The organism is Paenibacillus sp. NPDC057934 (assembly GCF_042887565.1).
Taxonomy (GTDB): domain Bacteria; phylum Bacillota; class Bacilli; order Paenibacillales; family Paenibacillaceae; genus Paenibacillus_AQ.
The window spans coordinates 537,530-555,393 of the sequence record NZ_JBHVPB010000002.1 but is presented as its reverse complement, the minus strand read 5'-3'; the positions used below and the strand labels follow the sequence as shown (position 1 = coordinate 555,393).

The following is a 17,864-nucleotide window of genomic DNA, read 5'->3' as shown; positions in this document are numbered from 1 at the left end:
AGTACGCTATTGTAATTTTTGAATACGGTCCCACTGGCTGACGATATCCGTAACACGAACACCGAAGTTCTCGTCGATAACAACGACTTCCCCTTTGGCAATAAGTTTGTTGTTAACCAGGATGTCTACAGGCTCACCGGCCAGCTTGTCCAACTCGATAATCGAGCCCTGCGACATTTCCAAAATATCTTTAATCTGCTTCTGGGTCCTTCCTAATTCTACGGTGACTTTCAGTGGTATGTCCATCAATAAATTTAAATTATTTTCGTCAATGTTGCCGAAGGCGCCCCCATTAAGATTGGCGAATTGCACCGGTTGAACGTTGACATTGCGATTCTGTGCCGGGTTAGCCGGCGGTGGTGTCTGCGCATAAGGCATTCCTTGCGGCGGCATACCGTATGGCGGCATACCAGGCATTCCATACGCAGGCATTCCAGCCGGCGGATAATAATAGCCACCTTCTGGCATTCCCGGATAAGGGGGCATCCCCTGCGGCGGGTAAGGCTGCTGAGCCCCGCCCTGCGGCTGCTGTGGAGGCGCCTGCTGGACCGGAGGGGCTTCTGGAGTCAATTGGGCTGGTGCCGGTGCAGACGACGTTGTCGAAGCAGCTGTCTCCTGCTCAGCAGGAGCTACATCACCAATCAGCATCGTAACCATGTCTTTAGCAAAACGCACTGGCAGAAGCTGCATGATCGTCGAATCAATTAAATCACCGATTTTAAGCCGGAAAGCAATACGAATCAGTGTCTCATCATCGGGCAGACTTCCTACGCCTTCTCCGCTAGACATGTTAAGAATGTCAATCCCGGGTGGCGAAATATTAACAAACCGATTGAAGATCGTTGACATCGACGTTGCGGAAGACCCCATCATCTGGTTCATGGCTTCCTGAACTGCACTGATATGGATTTCATTCAGCTCTTCTTCCTTGGGCTCACCCTCTCCGCCAAGCATCAGATCTGCAATGACCTGTGCATCACGGATCTTGATCACAAGCGAATTAATTCCTTGGAACCCGTCGACATATTGCACATGAACCGCTACATGCGGTTTAGGAAACGTCTCTTCAAACTCACCCCGTGTAATAATAGATACTTGAGGTGTTGTGATATCAACTTTCTTGCCCAGCAATGTGGACAATGCGGTAGCCGCACTGCCAAACGTTATATTCCCTATTTCACCCAAGGCATCCTGTTCAAACGGTGTCAGGAAATCATCTACCGTCTTTACCGCTGCAGGCATCGTGCCCTCCGCAGATTGTCGCAGAAGAGCGTCGATTTCTTCCTGGGATAAGTAGTCTTTACTCGTCAAGTTCCTCAACTCCTTCATGGACAATCTCGTCTATTTGAACCGCTACCCGATCCTTAATCATGCCGGGACTTCCTATGAATTTCAGCTTGTCTCCTACCTTAATCGACAATCCTGAATCCACATTTCTGTTCAGTGAGATAACATCACCGACACTAAGTCCGAGAAACTCGGCTATGGACAGCCTGGATTCACCAAGCTCAGCCACAATCGGCAGCTGTGCCTTATGTACCCTTGCTTTTATTGCATTAATTTCTTCTGGATCTCTCGTCTTCTTCTCAGAAACGAACCATTGGTGCACCGAAAGTCGGGACATGATTGGCTCCAGCACGACGTGAGGAATACATAAATTGATCATCCCAGTTGTGTCCCCGATCTTAGTACTTAAGGAAATCAGGGCAATCGTCTCATTTGGTGACACGATTTGCATAAACTGTGGATTGGTCTCCAGCGCTTCCATACGTGGCTCAATATCCAGAACCGTCTTCCAGGCTTCCTGCAAACTTTCAAAGCACCGGCTGAAAATACGCTCCATAATCGTTGTTTCAATTTCGGTTAACGAATTAATTTTGGATGGTGCGGTTCCGAAACCACCAAGAAGCCTGTCAAGCATGGCAAAAGCGATATTCGGGTGTACCTCCATAACCATTCGCCCTTCCAGGGGCTCGGCTTCAAAGATATTCAAAATCGTCATTTTTGGAATGGAGCGGATAAACTCATCATAAGGGAGCTGCTCTACCTGAACGACATTGATCTGCACAAACGTGCGCAATTGGGCTGAAAAGTACGTTGTTAGATAGCGGGCGAAATTCTCATGAATCCGCGTAAGGCTACGGATATGATCTTTCGAAAAACGTACGGCCCGTTTGAAGTCATAGGAGCGAATCTTTTTCTGTGTTTCTTCTTTCTTAAGCTCATCGGCATCCATTTCACCGGATGACAGTGCAGCAAGCAGAGCATCAATTTCGTTTTGTGAAAGTACATCAACCAATTCAATCACCCCCCCATCAAGGATTTATCCCCCGGTTACTACTGTCTTGCAAGTACGAAATTGGTAACTTGAATCTGAGTCAGCTTGCCTTCAGTCAATGATTTATTAATCAGATTGACTAGCTTGCTGGTAAGCTGATCTTTACCGCTTGCTCCATTCAACTCTTCAGGCTTTGAGTCCGCAAGCGTCTTAATAATAATAGGTTTGATCTTAATCTCTTGGATCTTCTCAAAAGCTTCTTTGGATTTCACAGAATCCAGTTGAAAAGCCAAATTTATTAAAACGATATAATCGGGGTCAGCTGAATTAGTTTTGATGTCCTTGATCTCAGCCGTCAATGCGACAATCTCATCAGCACTTAAACGCTTCGTCTGCACATTTTGCACGGCTTGATCCACATCATTGGAATTACTTGGGAATAACTTGTCCATTAACAGAAACGCAGCCACTACGATCAAAGTGATTGCGAGTAAAATTGTAATGAGCCAAGGCAGCATCTTTTTCATGAAAGCTCCTCCAAGTTTTGGAATTTAATGGTGGCAGCATTCGTGCCGATGTCCTTGTTGTAATCACGGATTTTTGCAATGACTTCATCGGCTTTTTCAAGCACGATCAGTCTCTTTCCCGTCACCAGCGTAATATACGTGTCCGGGCTTTCTTCAACCATCTCCACCAGCAGGGCATTCAGCCACATAGGTGTACCATTTAATCTTGTTACGGAAATCATGACAGGCCTCCTAACAAAAATAGGGAGAGGAGAACCTCTCCCCCGATTGTGCATCCTCGCCGATTGGCGAACGTTATAACTTATAATAGCAAGCTATTGAATCAATTTCATAAATCCATACGTGAGCGTCTAATCATTGATATCTAGTTGTACATGGTTTAGGTATATCTAGATATTGCACCTATTCGGATTGAAATCCGCATTATGAAATTGATTCATTGATAACGTCATTTAAAATTAACGCTTCAGATTCACAACTTCTTGCAGAATTTCATCAGAAGTTGTAATAATCCGTGAGTTGGCCTGGAAACCGCGCTGTGTCACGATCATTTCTGTAAACTCACCGGTGAGATCCACATTGGACATCTCCAACTGACCGGCAACGATGGACCCGGTTCCGGCTTCAGCATTGTTGGCAGTGGTAGGCTCAAGTGCGCCATCCGGGTTAGCATTCAGGGTCATCCGGTACAGATTCCCTCCGATTTTCTCCAAACCTTGCGGATTGGCAACTTTGCCGATTCCGATTTGTGGTCCTGGCTCGGTTGTGCCGTCTGCTCTCGATAAGATAATCGTACCGTCACTAGAGATGGAGAATGCTGTTACGTCATCCTCGAACTGAATGGGATCTCCGTTGGAATCCACAACATGCAGACCGTCAGCAGTCAAGAGGTTACCGGCCGCATCTGGACGGAAATCACCTGCACGAGTCAGAAAAGGAGTTTCCTGATCTCCATTAAGCTTCACGAGAAAAAATCCATCCCCATCAATCCGCAGGTCAGTTGGATTGTTAGTGGTCATCGCACTTCCTTGCAAATGCATGGTATCAATGGAACCAATGCTCACACCAAGACCCACCTGCTTCGCATTCACCCCGCCTTGTCCGCCATCGGTTGGAGCCGTAACGCCGGATACCGTCTGGCTCATGATGTCCTTGAACATAACACGGCCAGATTTGAAACCTACAGTATTGACATTTGCAATGTTGTTACCGATGACATCAAGCTTGGTTTGGAAACCGCGCATTCCTGAAACCCCAGAATACATTGATCTTAACATTTAATGTCGTCCTCCCATATTATAGAGTCTATACGACTCGTGGAATGTAAAGCTTACTCAGAGCTAAGGACCGCTTCAGTCGGTCGGCGGTCGCTCCGGCTCTCCGTTAGGACCGGCCGGTTTAAGATATAATCACTGCACTATCAATTTGCGTAAACACGTTGTCTTTCATTGAGCTGCCATCCATAGCGGTAACCACTGTGCGGTTAGGCACGCTGACGATCAGCGCCATATCCTTCATTAATATCAATGATTCTTTACTTCCCTTGGCAGCTGCCTTGTCTACTGCGGATGAAATCTCATCCAACTGACGACTTCCAAGTTCAATCCCTCTTTGTTCCAATCTCTTGGCGGCATGGTTGCTGAATTTCAGCATATTCCGCTGCAGCATGCTCTCAAAGGATGACTCCGGGGTTGCTGCATCTTTGGCAACAGACGGTCGTTGCAGGATTGAAGGATGAACGGCTGCCGGATACAGCTGACCTATGGTCATCCGATCACTCATTGCTCCGCCCCGCTCTCCTTGTCATTGACCGAAGTGTCTCCAACGTCATTAGCGTCCGCTGTGGTATCGACTGGACTTGCGTCATTATTGCCAGTTCCGTTGTCTGGCGGATTCTCGGCTTTCGGAGCTTCATTCTGAATTTTGGTAATGTCAGACAATGCAATTTTGTCATTGCCAACTACCGCATACTGAAGACCATTGCTCACTAGAATGGAATCTACTTTGCCGGATTTCTCCTCAAAAGTCTTGCTATCTTTCCAAGTTACTTCCTTGCCGATCAATCCAGAAACAGAGCCTAGGGACTGGTTCATTTCCGTCAGCTGCTTCGAAATATTCGTGAGCTGCTCTACCGACGTAAACTGTGCCATCTGAGCAATAAACTCTTTATCCTCCATCGGTTGCAGCGGATTTTGATTCTGCAGTTGGGTAATCAGAATTTTCAGAAACTGATCTTTACCTAACTTGGAGTCACCAGTTGTCTTCTTATTGTTGTCCTCAGGATTATAATTCCACTGGTCTCTGTTCGATACCGGTGGTGTTGTTGTAGCCATCGCCATTCACCTCTCTTTCTCACGTTTAGATTTTAGCTGAGAAGGAACCTCCGTAATTACGTTCCTCGCTTCCTTCGCTCGCTACCCATTCTCTCCATTCGCCGGTAAGCTCCGCCGCAAGAACGGCATCTCCAGAGTCTTCACTACGTTGCTTCGAGCGGTTGTTGCCGGACTGTTGTCCACCTGAACCGGGTTGGCGACCTTCCTGTCCGAATTGGGAATGCAACGGCGTATTGTTCTGAGTCACTTCCAGTTTCTCCACCTGCAAGCCCTGGGACTGCAAAGCCGCACGTAGCTGAGTCATTTGCTGTTCCAGCATATCTTTGGTGGCTGCATGCTCGGTTATGAACTGCGCGACGAGATGACCATTCTGCATCGTAATTTTGACATCAACCTGTCCAAGATGTTCCGGGAACAGTGTAATCGTAGCCTCAGCAGCACTACCCTTTCTCACAATATCCAGCTTTCCTGTAATAAATCCAGTCATTTCTTCGGCAAACTGGTGTACAGGAACCTGTGGTACAGGGGCTTCTGCTTTATGAAGCGAAGTAATGCCACCGCGCAGAGATAATTGACCAGCCGTGATGATTTCATGATCGCCGGCTTCTGCTGGTTTTACCTGTGCAGAATCATCTTCTTTAGCAACCTCTTTGACAGCACCAGCTGTTATTGCTTTAGCGCCTGAAACAGTTGGAATCTCAGTCTGTTCTCCCGCTACACTTTGTTGTGTAGCAGTCGGTGAAGATGCCACCGTGCCCTTTATTGTCGTCGCATCTGCTAGAGTAGGACGAAGCACAGGCGCTGCCTTCTCTTGAGTCTTATCCTTACTGTCCACACCTATAAGCTGTTCAAAGACTGCTGTGGCTGACTGAACGTGAGGAGCATTTACTGCACTCGTTTGTTTAACAGATGGCGCTACTTGTTCTAGCATTGCCGAGAGCTGGTTTACCAGTTCAACACCCTTGGCAACTGCAGCTTCGTCTCCTTTATCCGCTGATTGCTGAATTACATCAACCAGATGATGAAGTTCATCCTGAAGAGCAAATCGTAAAGTGGCAGAGTGCTGGGCCAGAGGCGGTAAGCTACCCTCTAGGTCTTCGCCAGTGGGATTTCCACCCTCCGTTGACTGCTGAGGCGTGTTTCCTACCGCCGCCACGAGTATCAGCCATCCCTGAAGCGTCGCTTGTAACACAGGATCATTGCTGATCTTGTCATCCTGCTTCTCCAGTTCCTCTGTCATTGCATTTAGCAAATCTTCAGGCTTCTGCTGACCTTGCTGATCACCAGATTCACTTACGTTTTGCTGCGTGGCACCGAGTAGTCCCATCAGCAATGAGGTTAAGTTTCCCACAGTCTGCGGGGTAACAGACGGAGCATTTGTACCCATCGTTTGAACAAGTGTCTGGGCGAAAGGCTGTGTTGTGGCTGTGGTAGCACCTGCTGCAGTCCCCGACGGGGCACTCCCAGCCAATGCATTGCTACCCAAAAGGGATTGAATAATCAAACTCATTGTTATTGTTCACCTCCTTTCAGGTCTACTTGCCACCCATCAGCCGATTGACAATCTTGGCAGTCTGAGGACTGTCATTCTTCGTCATTTCTCCCAAAATGGATGATCGAACCGAATCGCTGACGGTGTTCAGGATCGTAATTACTTTATCCGGACTAATCTTGTACATTTCTCCTAACAGGGATGCCGCATTTGCAGGTGTCATAGTGGAGAATGTCTGATTCAGCTTTTCCTTGTCCAGATTCTTGCTTGTACTTGCAGGCGTTGTCGCTGCTGATTTCGAATCTTGTTTCAGTCGAGACTGAAGTGCAGCAATGGCCAGGTCCGAGGAAGTCGTCTCTTCCTTCAGCTTGATGGAGACATCGGCTGCTTTTTTCGGGTCCATCTTCTCAAGGATTGCTGTTTTGCTAGCATTATTCATCACGCTGAAGATTTGCACCATTTCGTCTTGTGTCAAATTTTCCATGATGGGTGCTGCCTTGGAAGGTTTCATTCCGGCATAGAGCTTAGCCAAATCCTTGACCTGCTTCAAGTAATCATCTTCTGTGGTATCCGCTTTTGCTTCTTCGGCAGCCTTTGCTTCCTGAGTCATCGTATCCACCTGAGACTCAAGCGCCTGCACCTTGTTATCCTGAGCCGTTTTCTCCTCAGTGATCTTCTTCAAATTCTCCTCTTGCTTGGAAAGCTGTGACTTCAATTCTTTAATGGTAGAATTCGAGCTTTCTTCTTGCTTCTCAGCCTGTTTCTTAGGATCTGCTGGTTTTGAAAGATCCGCTGGCGGATCAGGAATCCATTTTTCCAAAATAGGAATCTTATTCGCAATTGCAAACACATTATTGCGGATATCCATATTGAAAAGCGTCAACAGTACGCCAAGAAGTACGAGCGTAAATATAATCGGTATCATCAAGAACAAGAAACGCTCAAACTTTCCTGCTGACCCTTCGTTTTCCAGTTCAATTTCTTTATCTGCCACTAGGGGAAACCTCCCGGGTTAGAGGGATTTCATCGCGAAGCGGACGGTAGCCATCTCATCCAGTTCGTTTTGTTCCCGTAAAATCATATTTTGCTGAAACAGCGTCTGTGCTTTATCCTTTGCCTTCAGCCATACTTTTTCGTCCAACATTTTATTGCTGAGCTGATCCTGTTTTCTCTGAACTTCCTGATGTGCACGTCCAATATCGGCGTGCTTGCGGACAATGCATTTGTCCAGATAATCAACGTAATCCTGCATTTCCCGTATCTTCACCATCGGCGTTTTGTGTTCCGCTGCGTTTTGCAGGGCCATCATCAAATCACTGCGCTGAGCAGTCAATTCCTCGAGGCTTTTCTCCTGTGCCTGCAGTTCTCCGAGCGCGCTTGAGAGCATCCACTCTGCCTGTGTCTTTTCGTTACCCTTCAAGTCTACGACCTTTTGAAACGTATAATGAAATTTCATAATACTGAATCAACTCCTTGAGAACTGGGAAATTAAAGATTCCTGAACTTCAGTAAGTGTCACTTTTTCATTGACCTTCTGTCTGGTGAACTCCCAAATGCTGTCGATATAATGGATCGACTCATCGATCTGGGCATTGGAGCCTCGTTGATAGGCACCGATATTAATTAAATCCTCTGAATCCTTATACACGGCCATAAGCCGCTTCACATTCTCTGCAGCCGCTATCTGCTCCTCGGGAGCGATATCTTTCATAACACGGCTAATGCTAGCGAGCACGTCAATGGCTGGAAAATGTCCCTTGTTGGCGATGCTGCGGTTAAGCACTATATGTCCATCTAATATTCCCCGAACCGCATCTGCGATCGGCTCATTCATGTCATCCCCGTCAACCAGCACTGTGTAGAATGCAGTTATTGATCCCGTTGGACCTGTTCCTGCACGTTCCAGAAGCTTCGGCAGGCTGGCAAAAACAGAAGGGGTGTAACCTCTCATCGCCGGCGGCTCGCCGACAGCAAGCCCTACTTCGCGCTGAGCCATTGCATAGCGGGTAACGGAATCCATCATCAGCATGACATTCAGTCCGCGATCACGGAAATACTCGGCAATGGTGGTAGCAATCAATGCCCCCTTGATGCGGATCAGCGCTGGCTGATCTGAGGTAGCCACGATCACTACTGAACGTTGCAATCCTTCGGGACCCAAATCACGTTCAATAAAATCAAGCACCTCCCTGCCCCGCTCTCCAATGAGCGCAATGACATTCACATCTGCCGAGGTATTGCGGGCTATCATGCCCATCAGTGTGCTTTTACCAACGCCTGAACCCGCAAAAATCCCAACCCGCTGTCCTTTACCGATGGTCAATAGCCCGTCGATAGCGCGCACACCAATGCTGATCGGTTCATGTACACGTGGCCGAGTCAGCGGATTAGACGGAATATTGAAGGTCGAGCTGTGGGGCATCCGGGCTGGAATTAGCGATCCATCAAGCGGCTGTCCCAGTCCGTCAAGCACTTTGCCTAGCAGTTCGGAACCGACCTGAACACTAAGTGGTTTCCCTGTACCGACTACGTCACAGCCTGGACCGATGGACTGAAGCTCGCCCAAAGGCATCAGCAGCACTTTATTATCACGGAAGCCCACGACCTCAGCCTGCAATGGCTTATTGCCCTTAGTCGGGTAGATGTAACATACATCTCCAATACTGGCGTCTGGTCCTTCCGATTCCACCATGAGACCAATAACTTGCGTAACCTTGCCGTTAATTCTGACCGGATCGAGATTACGAAGCTGCTCTTTGTATCGTCCACTATCAAGCATGCTCTTCACCACTTCCATGCTCCTCGGTATCCAGCGCAATTCGTACCAGCTCTTTCTTAATCTCCGCAAGCTGGGTATCGATACGGGCATCTATGCTACCAAAGGAAGACCGGATCACACAGCCCTGGTCTTTCACCGTTGAATCAGGCAAAATCTGTAGCTCTGCTTGAGAATCCACCGCGAGCGCCAATTCCTCTCTGGCTGCATTCACAAACGCAAACTGTGCAGGTGACACACAGAGCGAGATCAATCCTTGCTCGCGCTTACGTGCGAGGTTCTTGCGGATCAGTTCCATCGCAAACTGCGGCTCCAAGGTCAACTGCTTGTCCACGATTTTCTCGGCAATGTCACAACTCAACTCTACTAGGAAAGGCTCAGCCTCCTGAATAATAACGTCTCTCGCCTTATAGGCTTCTTGTAGTACTGCCCTGGCTTCTTCCATCATCTCGGCTAACTTCCGCTGCATCTCTTCCTCTGCCTGCTGGATGCCTTCCTGATAGCCTTGCTGAAACGCCTCAGATTTAACTGCCTCTACAAGGTGCTCATCCTGCTCCCGTCGTTGCTGCCACCACTCTTCGGCTTCCGCCTGCGCCGCTTCCACGATGGACTCGGCCTCCAGGGAGGCATCACGCACCTGACCTTCGGCAAATTCCTTCGCATCCTTTAGCATTTGCTTGCGGGCCTGCTCCGCTTCTTCATCTGCGGGATCCTGATAGTGGATTTCTCCAGTAGATTCCTCAGGATCGCGTTCTTCGGTGAGGCCAGCATATTGCCGGGCCTGCTCCAATCTCTTGAGTACATCTACCGGAACATATTGGGAGTGTTTGATCAGCTTAGACAATTATGTCATCTCCTCCACCGCGGGCAATAATAATCTCACCGGATTCTTCCAGTCTGCGGATCGTACCAACAATACGAGTCTGAGCTTCCTCCACATCACGCAACCGCACCGGGCCCATGTATTCCATTTCCTCGCGGAATGTTTCTGCCATACGCTTGGACATGTTGCGGAAAATAACATCCCGTACTTCCTCGCTCGCCACTTTGAGGGCAAGCTGCAAATCCGCATTTTCGATATCGCGGATAATACGCTGAATCGAACGGTTGTCCACGTTGACAATGTCCTCGAAGACGAACATCCGCTTCTTGATTTCCTCGGCAAGCTCCGGATCCTGAATTTCCAAAGAATCCAGAATTGTGCGTTCTGTACCGCGGTCTACGCCATTCAGAATTTGGACGATGGACTCTATGCCGCCAGCGTTGGTGTAATCCTGAGTAACCGTCGCCGATAGCTTTTGCTCGAGCACCCGTTCAATCTGGGTAATGACTTCTGGAGAAGTGCTGTCCATGACAGCAATTCTCCGCGCAACCTCCGCTTGTTTCTCCTGTGGCAATGAAGACAGAATCGCCGCAGCTTGTTCAAATTGAAGATAGGACAAGACAAGTGCAATGGTCTGTACATTCTCGTTCTGAATAAAATTGAGTATCTGGTTGGGATCTGCCTTCCGAGCAAAGTCGAACGGCCGCACCTGCAGCGTAGCTGTCAGGCGGTTGATAACCTCCAGTGCTTTCTGCGAACCCAGTGCTTTCTCCAGAATCTCCTTGGCGTAATTGATCCCGCCTTGTGAAATATATTCTTGGGCAAGACAAATCTGATGAAACTCCGCCATAATCGACTCTTTTTCACCGCTATCAACCTTACGTACATTGGCAATCTCCAGCGTAAGCTGTTCGATTTCGTCGTCCCTTAAATGTTTGAATATTTGCGCCGACACTTCCGGCCCAAGTGTGATTAGCAGAATTGCAGCCTTTTGGCGACCGCTAAGAGTCTGCTGAGTAGCTTTTGCCATTAATCAGTTCACCTCTGTTCGTCTGCAAGCCATGTACGCAGCAGATTTACGAATTCGTCCGGTTTCTTCTTAGCCAGACTCTCAAGCTGCTTGCGAACCTGGCTTTCATTCGTCACGCTCTCCAAATTAATGGAAGGAAACTCAGTCGGAACTTGTAGAGGAATATCTTCGTCCTCTTCTTCTTCCGCGGCTCTGTTACGTCTCCGATAGATGAAGTATCCCACTCCGGCACCCACAAGCAGCGCAGCGGCGCCAATGGCCCAAACCATCCATTTAGCAAGTCCAGTAACAGTGGTAGCAGCAGTACTGGAACCAAATGGTTGTGAAAATACCGAAACTTTTTTGGCCAACTCTGCGTCTGTATATGTAACATCAGAACCAGCCAGCGATGCCCGTACAATATTGACCAAAATATTCTGGATAGCAGCTGTTGTAGGCTGATCCAAAGAATTTTGTCCATTAGGTGGTTCAACTGCAACATTAATGGTTAAATCTTTTACAGAGTACGGACTCGCAACGATATCTTTAGTGATTCGGTTCACTTCATAGTTTCTAGTCTCCGAAGATTCATCCGAAGTCGACTGCCCCGTACCTGTTGCGGATGGGAATCCGGCAACATCCTGGGAACCCGTACCAGCCACACCTCCCGTAGTGTTACCTTGGCCGGAATAAGAGTTGCTGATAATCTGGGAACTGATCTCGATCCCCTTCATATTTTCAGTATCCACTGGTGCGACAAGATCTTCCTTTCGGTTCTCCTTGTCGAAGTTCAGCTTGGACATGACGAGCACATCTACCTTTTCAGGTCCCATCAGTCTGCTAAGAAATTGTTTAACATCCTTTTTGACATCTTCTTCGAATTTCTTCTGCAGCGCAAAATTCTCTTCCACCTGATTGGAGACTCCGCCTTGGCCACCTTTGGCCGTTGGCATCAGTTCAACCTCATTGTTGGCGATTGTAATATTCTCAATCGGTAGATTTGGCACAGCAGTCTTCACGAGATTGAAGTACCCGTCAATATTATCTTGGCTTGGTCTGAATCCAGGCTTAAACGAAAGTACAACGGAAGCGGAAGCCTTTTCCTGATTAGCCTGTGAGGCAAATACAGTCTCTTTAGGCAGGTTAACCAGTACCTTGGCATCCTGAATACCTTGCATCCGTTTCATCAACTGCTCCACTTCACCATTCAGAGCGTTGTTATATTTCACATTAAACTCACTGTCTGTTGTACCAATCATGGACGAGTTCTGATCAAAGACTTTGTACCCGATGGAACCGCCTTGCACAATTCCCTGCGAACCGATGTCCACCTTGATCCGTGCTGCGTCCGTACTCGGTACAGAAATGCTCTTTCCGTCAGGACTCAACTGGTAAGGTGTTCCTTTGGAATCCAAATAGGTCATGACTGCCGCCGAATCTGTACTGTCCAGATCCCTAAATGCGACTTCATACTCTGTCTTGGACAACTGCATCGTAAGAACCACAATAATTACAATAATAATGCCAAGTGTGGAAAAAAATAATATCTTCTGCTGGTTGCTGAATCTGTTCCAATACTGGGCTGCTTTTTCCCGGTACTGGGCAAATCTTTCATTCACAGTGTCACCCCATCCGAAACTAAGCTAGGATTATTTAGATTTGAGTTCTCATAATTTCCTGATAGGCATCTATCACCTTGTTCCGGACTTGTGTCGTAAGCTGCAAACTAAGCAATGCCTGTTGCGAAGAAATCATTGCTTCGTCCACGTTCACTTCTCCGAGAATAAATTTGTTACTCATATCTTTCGCTTGCCGCTCTTGGGCAGCCACTTGATTCAATGCATTTTCCAGGTAAGAGCCAAAGTTTGGTGTGTCATTCACTGCCGGACCAGATGAAGATTGAGATGCTGCCGGTTTAAGTGCAAGCTGCTGAACTCCCTGTGTGCCTATAGCCAGATTATTCGGTATCAACTATGTTCCTCCTTGGTCAAATTTGCGGTTAGCGTCCGATTTCGAGCGCTTTGCTTACCATGGCCTTCGATGCATTCAACATCGTTACATTCGCTTCGTATGAGCGGGATGCAGACAGCATGTCCACCATTTCCTTGGTGATGTCCACATTCGGCATATACACATATCCATTCTCATCCGCATCGGGATGACTTGGATTGAATACCGGCTTGAGCGGAGAAGAATCCTCCGTAATGGCCTGGACGGTTACACCCTTGACGTCACCATTCATCTTGTTGTGAAGGATGTCCGAGAATTTGTTGCCTTCTGCTGTCTCCAGAACGACCATCTTGCGCCGGTAAGGAACAGCCTTGCCATCCACTACCGAAGCCCTTGTCGTTTCTGCGTTGGCAATATTCGAGCTGATTACGTCCATCCGCAGCCGCTGAGCGGTTAATGCAGAAGCACTTATCCCAAAACTGCTACCAAAGTTCATTGAGCATTATCTCCCTTCAACAACTGAGCGCATCATCGTAAATTGGCTGTTCATCAGGCCGACATAAGAATTGTATCTGAGCTGATTTTCAGCGCTTAAAGCCATCTCTCTGTCAACATCTACGTTATTGTTGTTATTGTTCATTGAGGTGGTTTGATCTGTGCTATAGACGGAAGCCGGTACGATCTTGTTCGAACCGAATTGAAAATGCCGGCGATCTGTCACTCTAGCGTTCAGATCCGACTGAAGCCCAAGCTCTTGCTGCTGAAGAATACTCTCAAATGAAACATTGGAGCGTTTGAAATTTGGTGTATCGACATTGGCCACATTATTTGCCAGCACAGATTGTCGTTGATTAGCAGCTTCAATGCCTCCCTGCAATCGTTGAAAACTGATACTATTCAGCAATCCCACGGAAATCCTCCTTCCAAAAGCTTTCGTAATAAAAAGAATTCCACAGCAACTTTACGAATCCCTTCTTCATTCGACAAATAAGTCCAAAAATAGTGCCTAACGACTGTTTATAGGTCGAAAGTTGTCAGCGGTTTATTCCACTAGCGATCTCACATACTTTGATTCTCTTAGAATTTGTATATTATTACAATAAGAAATAAGCCCTATCTTTTCAGAAAAGAGAGGGCTTAAAGCACAAAAATTCTATTTTATTACATTGCTCCTTATATTAAAGCTAATATTTTTCATATTTTTACATAATATTACTTCGTATTGAGAAGATGTTGCATATTCCTAATTCCAACTACCCAAATTCGAAATATCTCGAATGCTGTCAATTTAAAGAATGTATTGGCTCAAATCACGATCCTGGGCAATACCCGATAATTTCTCACGGACATATTCCGGTGTGATTACCATTGTATCCAATGTCAGCTCAGGGGCTTCAAAGGAAAGATCCTCTAATAGCTTCTCCAAAATGGTATGCAGACGGCGAGCACCGATATTCTCCATGTTCTGATTGACGGACGCTGCAATCTTGGCGATTTCCTCAATGGCTTCCTTCTGGAACTGGACTTCGATGTTCTCTGTCTGGAGCAAGTGGACATACTGTTTGGTCAATGCATTCTCCGGCTCCGTCAAAATAGAAACAAAATCCTCCAGTGTCAAGCTGTTCAGCTCGACACGAATTGGAAACCGCCCCTGAAGCTCAGGGATAAGGTCTGATGGCTTGGCAATGTGAAATGCACCTGCGGCGATGAAGAGCACGTAATCCGTCTTCACAGGGCCGTATTTGGTCATCACTGTAGAACCCTCGACAATCGGTAAAATATCACGCTGCACGCCTTCACGGGAGACATCCGGACCCGAACCTTTGCCTTGGCTGGCTACCTTGTCAATCTCGTCGATAAAAATAATGCCGGACTGCTCGGCTCTCGCCACAGACTCCTGGATCACATCATCCATGTCAATCAGTTTGGAAGCTTCATCCTGAATCAGCACCTTACGGGCTTCCTTAATCGGGAGCTTGCGCTTCTTGGTACGCTTAGGCAGAAGGCTACCAAACATTTCTTGCATGTTCATCCCCATCTGCTCATTGCCCTGTCCGGCAAACATATCCATCATATTAGGGGATGCGTCCTCTACATCCACTTCGATGATGTCCTCTTCCAGTTGGCCGGCCAGAAGTTTGAATCTGACCCCTCTACGGCGTTCGCTGAGGCTGCTGTCCTGCTCGGTCTCCTCTTTGGACTCATCCTGGCCCCCATTTCCCCCAAAGATCATCTCAAAGGGGTTACGCTGGGATTTGTTCTTGGAGGAAGAAGGCACCAGGATAGAAACGATCCGTTCATTAGCGAGCTCTTCCGCCCGATCCTGAACCTTCTCGGTCCGTTCCAGCTTCACCATCCGGATGGCGGTCTCCACGAGATCCCGAACCATAGACTCTACATCACGGCCGACATAACCAACCTCAGTGAACTTCGTAGCCTCGACCTTGATGAAAGGCGCATTGACTAGCTTGGCCAGACGCCGAGCGATCTCGGTTTTACCCACACCAGTAGGTCCGATCATCAGAATATTCTTCGGAACGACTTCATCACGTAGTTCTTCGGCAAGCAGACTGCGCCGATACCGATTGCGGAGTGCAACGGCCACGGATTTCTTGGCCTGCTTCTGACCTACGATATATTTATCCAGCTCAGCTACGATTTGGCGCGGGGTTAGCGATTGATTCACCATCGTGACTTCCTCCATCTCTTCTATGGCTGCTATGCCTATAATTGTTCAACAATAATATTGGAATTCGTATATACACAAATCTCGGATGCAATCTGCAATGCTTCCTTTGCAATCTCCGCCGCAGTCAGATTGGACGCGTGGCGTTTAAGGGCACGACCGGATGCCAGGGCAAAGTTGCCGCCCGAACCGATAGCTAACACGTCATCATCCGGTTCAATAATCTCTCCGTTGCCGGAAATCAGCAGCATGCCTTCCTTATTCATCACAATCATCAGTGCCTCCAGCTTGCGCAGGACACGGTCCTGACGCCAGTCCTTAGCCAGTTCTACCGCTGCGCGCTGCAAATTGCCGTGATGCTCCTCTAGCTTGCCCTCAAACTTCTCGAACAACGTAATCGCGTCAGAGACAGAACCCGCGAAGCCGGCAATGACTTGCCCCCGATAGAGCCGCCGCACTTTTCTGGCAGTCGTCTTCATGATGACACTTTCTCCGAATGTAACCTGGCCGTCACCGGCTATCGCCGCCTGACCGTTATGCCTTACTGCACAAATTGTAGTTGCATGAAAGCTGGGAATCATGATTGCTGCCTCCTCATCAAGATAAGCTCTCTTCCTCTTCTTGGACTTCGCTGATCTCAGGTTCGATATAATTCAATTGTTCACGGATTGCGTATTCAGCCAGGCTGTCCAGCGCACGGTGGGCCAGCAGCTCGTTCTTTTCCTTCTTGTTGCGAATTTTCTTTTCAGGCTTCGGCAACAATCCAAAGTTAGCATTCATCGGCTGGAAGTGCTCCGGATCGGCCGAAGTAATATAAGCAGGCATACTGCCAAGCACGCTATCTCCAGGGAAGATCAGACCTTCCTGTCCCTTAGCGGCTCTGGCGGCGTTAATACCAGCGATCATACCGGATGCTGCCGATTCTACATAACCTTCTACACCCGTCATTTGACCGGCAAAATACAATCGCTCATGCCCCTTCATCTGATAGGTAGGATGCAAAAGCTTAGGCGAGTTAATAAACGTGTTGCGGTGCATCACGCCATAACGGACGTACTCTGCATTCTCAAGACCGGGAATTAGAGAGAAGACTCGCTTCTGTTCGCCCCATTTGAGATGAGTTTGAAACCCTACAAGGTTATACAGCGTTCCAGCCGCATTATCCTGACGCAATTGCACAACGGCATAAGGCAGCTTTCCTGTATGTGGGTTAACCAAGCCTACTGGCTTCATTGGCCCGAACAGCGCGGTCTGCTTGCCCCGTTTCATCATGATCTCAATCGGCATGCAGCCCTCAAAATAAATCTCTTTCTCAAACTCTTTGAGCGCCGCGGTTTCTGCCGTGATCAACGCATCATAGAAGACATCAAATTCCTCTTCTGTCATCGGGCAGTTCAGATATGCCGCCTCACCTTTGTCATAGCGGGAAGCGAGATAGACTTTGTCCATGTCGATTGAGTCCTTCTCGACGATCGGTGCAGCCGCATCGTAGAAGTAGAAATATTCTTCTCCCAGAAGGGCCTTGATCTCGGAGGACAACGATGGGGAGGTCAGTGGACCCGTCGCAATGACAACGATCCCCTCCTCCGGTATATGCGTAAGTTCTTCATTTATAACCTCAATGAGAGGATGATTGTGCAAAGTAGATGTTATTTCGCCAGAGAAACCGTCACGATCCACCGCAAGCGCACCCCCAGCTGGGACCGCATTCCGGTCCGCCGCTCCCAGAACAAGCGAATTTAAGCGGCGCATTTCTTCCTTCAACACACCTACTGCATTGCCCAGTCCGTTGGCGCGCAGCGAGTTGCTGCACACCAGTTCGGCAAATTTGTCTGTATGATGGGCCGGAGTCTTCACAACCGGTCTCATCTCATACAACCTAACTGGCACCCCTTGCGAGGCAATCTGCCAGGCTGCTTCACTACCGGCCAAACCAGCACCAATTACTGTAACTCTCGAAATATCCGTCAACTTCATTTCCTCCTGAACC

General features: G+C 48.0%; 20 protein-coding genes. All 20 read right to left on the bottom strand.

The window, feature by feature from the left end; all coding sequences use genetic code 11:
- Positions 1-6 precede the first annotated feature (6 nt).
- The 20 genes from fliY to trmFO all read right to left on the bottom strand — a co-directional run bounded on the left by fliY (position 7) and on the right by trmFO (position 17,851).
- Positions 7-1,311 (bottom strand): flagellar motor switch phosphatase FliY, encoded by a 1,305-nt coding sequence (gene fliY / locus ACFVRY_RS07105; RefSeq protein WP_387498687.1) that lies wholly within the window; start codon positions 1,309-1,311, stop codon positions 7-9.
- Positions 1,301-2,299: a flagellar motor switch protein FliM gene (fliM, locus tag ACFVRY_RS07100; protein ID WP_066362136.1), complete on the bottom strand. Its 999-nt coding sequence runs from the start codon at positions 2,297-2,299 to the stop codon at positions 1,301-1,303. Before fliM ends, fliY begins: the two co-directional genes overlap by 11 nt.
- Positions 2,300-2,337: 38 nt before the next feature.
- Complete coding sequence (locus ACFVRY_RS07095; protein ID WP_175371939.1) at positions 2,338-2,805, bottom strand: flagellar basal body-associated FliL family protein; 468 nt, start codon at positions 2,803-2,805, stop codon at positions 2,338-2,340.
- Entirely contained in the window at positions 2,802-3,026 is a 225-nt protein-coding gene (locus ACFVRY_RS07090; RefSeq protein WP_066362138.1) for a flagellar FlbD family protein, read from the bottom strand. The genes ACFVRY_RS07095 and ACFVRY_RS07090 overlap by 4 nt, the downstream gene beginning before the upstream one ends.
- A gap of 237 nt (positions 3,027-3,263) precedes the next feature.
- Positions 3,264-4,082: a flagellar basal body rod protein FlgG gene (gene flgG, locus ACFVRY_RS07085; protein ID WP_387498684.1), complete on the bottom strand. Its 819-nt coding sequence runs from the start codon at positions 4,080-4,082 to the stop codon at positions 3,264-3,266.
- Between the two features lie 121 nt (positions 4,083-4,203).
- Positions 4,204-4,587 carry a TIGR02530 family flagellar biosynthesis protein gene (locus ACFVRY_RS07080; protein WP_387498682.1) on the bottom strand — a complete coding sequence of 128 codons (384 nt, stop codon included), beginning with the start codon at positions 4,585-4,587 and terminating at the stop codon, positions 4,204-4,206.
- On the bottom strand, positions 4,584-5,138 hold the full coding sequence (locus ACFVRY_RS07075) for a flagellar hook capping FlgD N-terminal domain-containing protein (protein WP_387498680.1): 555 nt from the start codon (positions 5,136-5,138) through the stop codon (positions 4,584-4,586). The genes ACFVRY_RS07080 and ACFVRY_RS07075 overlap by 4 nt, the downstream gene beginning before the upstream one ends.
- A gap of 25 nt (positions 5,139-5,163) precedes the next feature.
- Positions 5,164-6,648: a flagellar hook-length control protein FliK gene (locus ACFVRY_RS07070; RefSeq protein ID WP_387498678.1), complete on the bottom strand. Its 1,485-nt coding sequence runs from the start codon at positions 6,646-6,648 to the stop codon at positions 5,164-5,166.
- Positions 6,649-6,673: 25 nt separating this feature from the next.
- Complete coding sequence (locus tag ACFVRY_RS07065; protein ID WP_387498676.1) at positions 6,674-7,624, bottom strand: MotE family protein; 951 nt, start codon at positions 7,622-7,624, stop codon at positions 6,674-6,676.
- An 18-nt stretch (positions 7,625-7,642) separates the two neighbouring features.
- Positions 7,643-8,086 carry a flagellar export protein FliJ gene (fliJ, locus tag ACFVRY_RS07060; protein WP_387498674.1) on the bottom strand — a complete coding sequence of 148 codons (444 nt, stop codon included), beginning with the start codon at positions 8,084-8,086 and terminating at the stop codon, positions 7,643-7,645.
- Positions 8,087-8,095: 9 nt separating this feature from the next.
- A complete protein-coding gene (gene fliI / locus ACFVRY_RS07055) occupies positions 8,096-9,409 on the bottom strand; it encodes a flagellar protein export ATPase FliI (RefSeq protein WP_387498815.1) in 1,314 nt (437 codons plus the stop codon).
- Positions 9,402-10,250 (bottom strand): FliH/SctL family protein, encoded by an 849-nt coding sequence (locus tag ACFVRY_RS07050; RefSeq protein WP_387498672.1) that lies wholly within the window; start codon positions 10,248-10,250, stop codon positions 9,402-9,404. The genes fliI and ACFVRY_RS07050 overlap by 8 nt, the downstream gene beginning before the upstream one ends.
- Positions 10,243-11,259 (bottom strand): flagellar motor switch protein FliG, encoded by a 1,017-nt coding sequence (gene fliG, locus ACFVRY_RS07045; RefSeq protein WP_175371946.1) that lies wholly within the window; start codon positions 11,257-11,259, stop codon positions 10,243-10,245. Before fliG ends, ACFVRY_RS07050 begins: the two co-directional genes overlap by 8 nt.
- 8 nt (positions 11,260-11,267) lie before the next feature.
- Entirely contained in the window at positions 11,268-12,857 is a 1,590-nt protein-coding gene (fliF, locus tag ACFVRY_RS07040; RefSeq protein WP_387498670.1) for a flagellar basal-body MS-ring/collar protein FliF, read from the bottom strand.
- A 34-nt stretch (positions 12,858-12,891) separates the two neighbouring features.
- Positions 12,892-13,206, bottom strand: coding sequence for a flagellar hook-basal body complex protein FliE (gene fliE, locus ACFVRY_RS07035; RefSeq protein ID WP_387498813.1), 315 nt, complete (start codon positions 13,204-13,206; stop codon positions 12,892-12,894).
- A gap of 31 nt (positions 13,207-13,237) precedes the next feature.
- Positions 13,238-13,684 (bottom strand): flagellar basal body rod protein FlgC, encoded by a 447-nt coding sequence (gene flgC, locus ACFVRY_RS07030; protein ID WP_387498668.1) that lies wholly within the window; start codon positions 13,682-13,684, stop codon positions 13,238-13,240.
- 6 nt (positions 13,685-13,690) lie between these two features.
- The gene (gene flgB / locus ACFVRY_RS07025; protein WP_387498666.1) at positions 13,691-14,098 is read right to left on the bottom strand and encodes a flagellar basal body rod protein FlgB; all 408 of its coding nucleotides are present in this window, start codon (positions 14,096-14,098) and stop codon (positions 13,691-13,693) included.
- Positions 14,099-14,476: 378 nt separating this feature from the next.
- Positions 14,477-15,877, bottom strand: a complete 1,401-nt coding sequence (hslU, locus tag ACFVRY_RS07020; protein WP_387498664.1) for an ATP-dependent protease ATPase subunit HslU — start codon at positions 15,875-15,877, stop codon at positions 14,477-14,479.
- A gap of 35 nt (positions 15,878-15,912) precedes the next feature.
- Complete coding sequence (hslV, locus tag ACFVRY_RS07015) at positions 15,913-16,455, bottom strand: ATP-dependent protease subunit HslV (RefSeq protein ID WP_066362188.1); 543 nt, start codon at positions 16,453-16,455, stop codon at positions 15,913-15,915.
- Between the two features lie 16 nt (positions 16,456-16,471).
- Complete coding sequence (gene trmFO / locus ACFVRY_RS07010; RefSeq protein ID WP_387498662.1) at positions 16,472-17,851, bottom strand: FADH(2)-oxidizing methylenetetrahydrofolate--tRNA-(uracil(54)-C(5))-methyltransferase TrmFO; 1,380 nt, start codon at positions 17,849-17,851, stop codon at positions 16,472-16,474.
- Positions 17,852-17,864 lie beyond the last annotated feature (13 nt).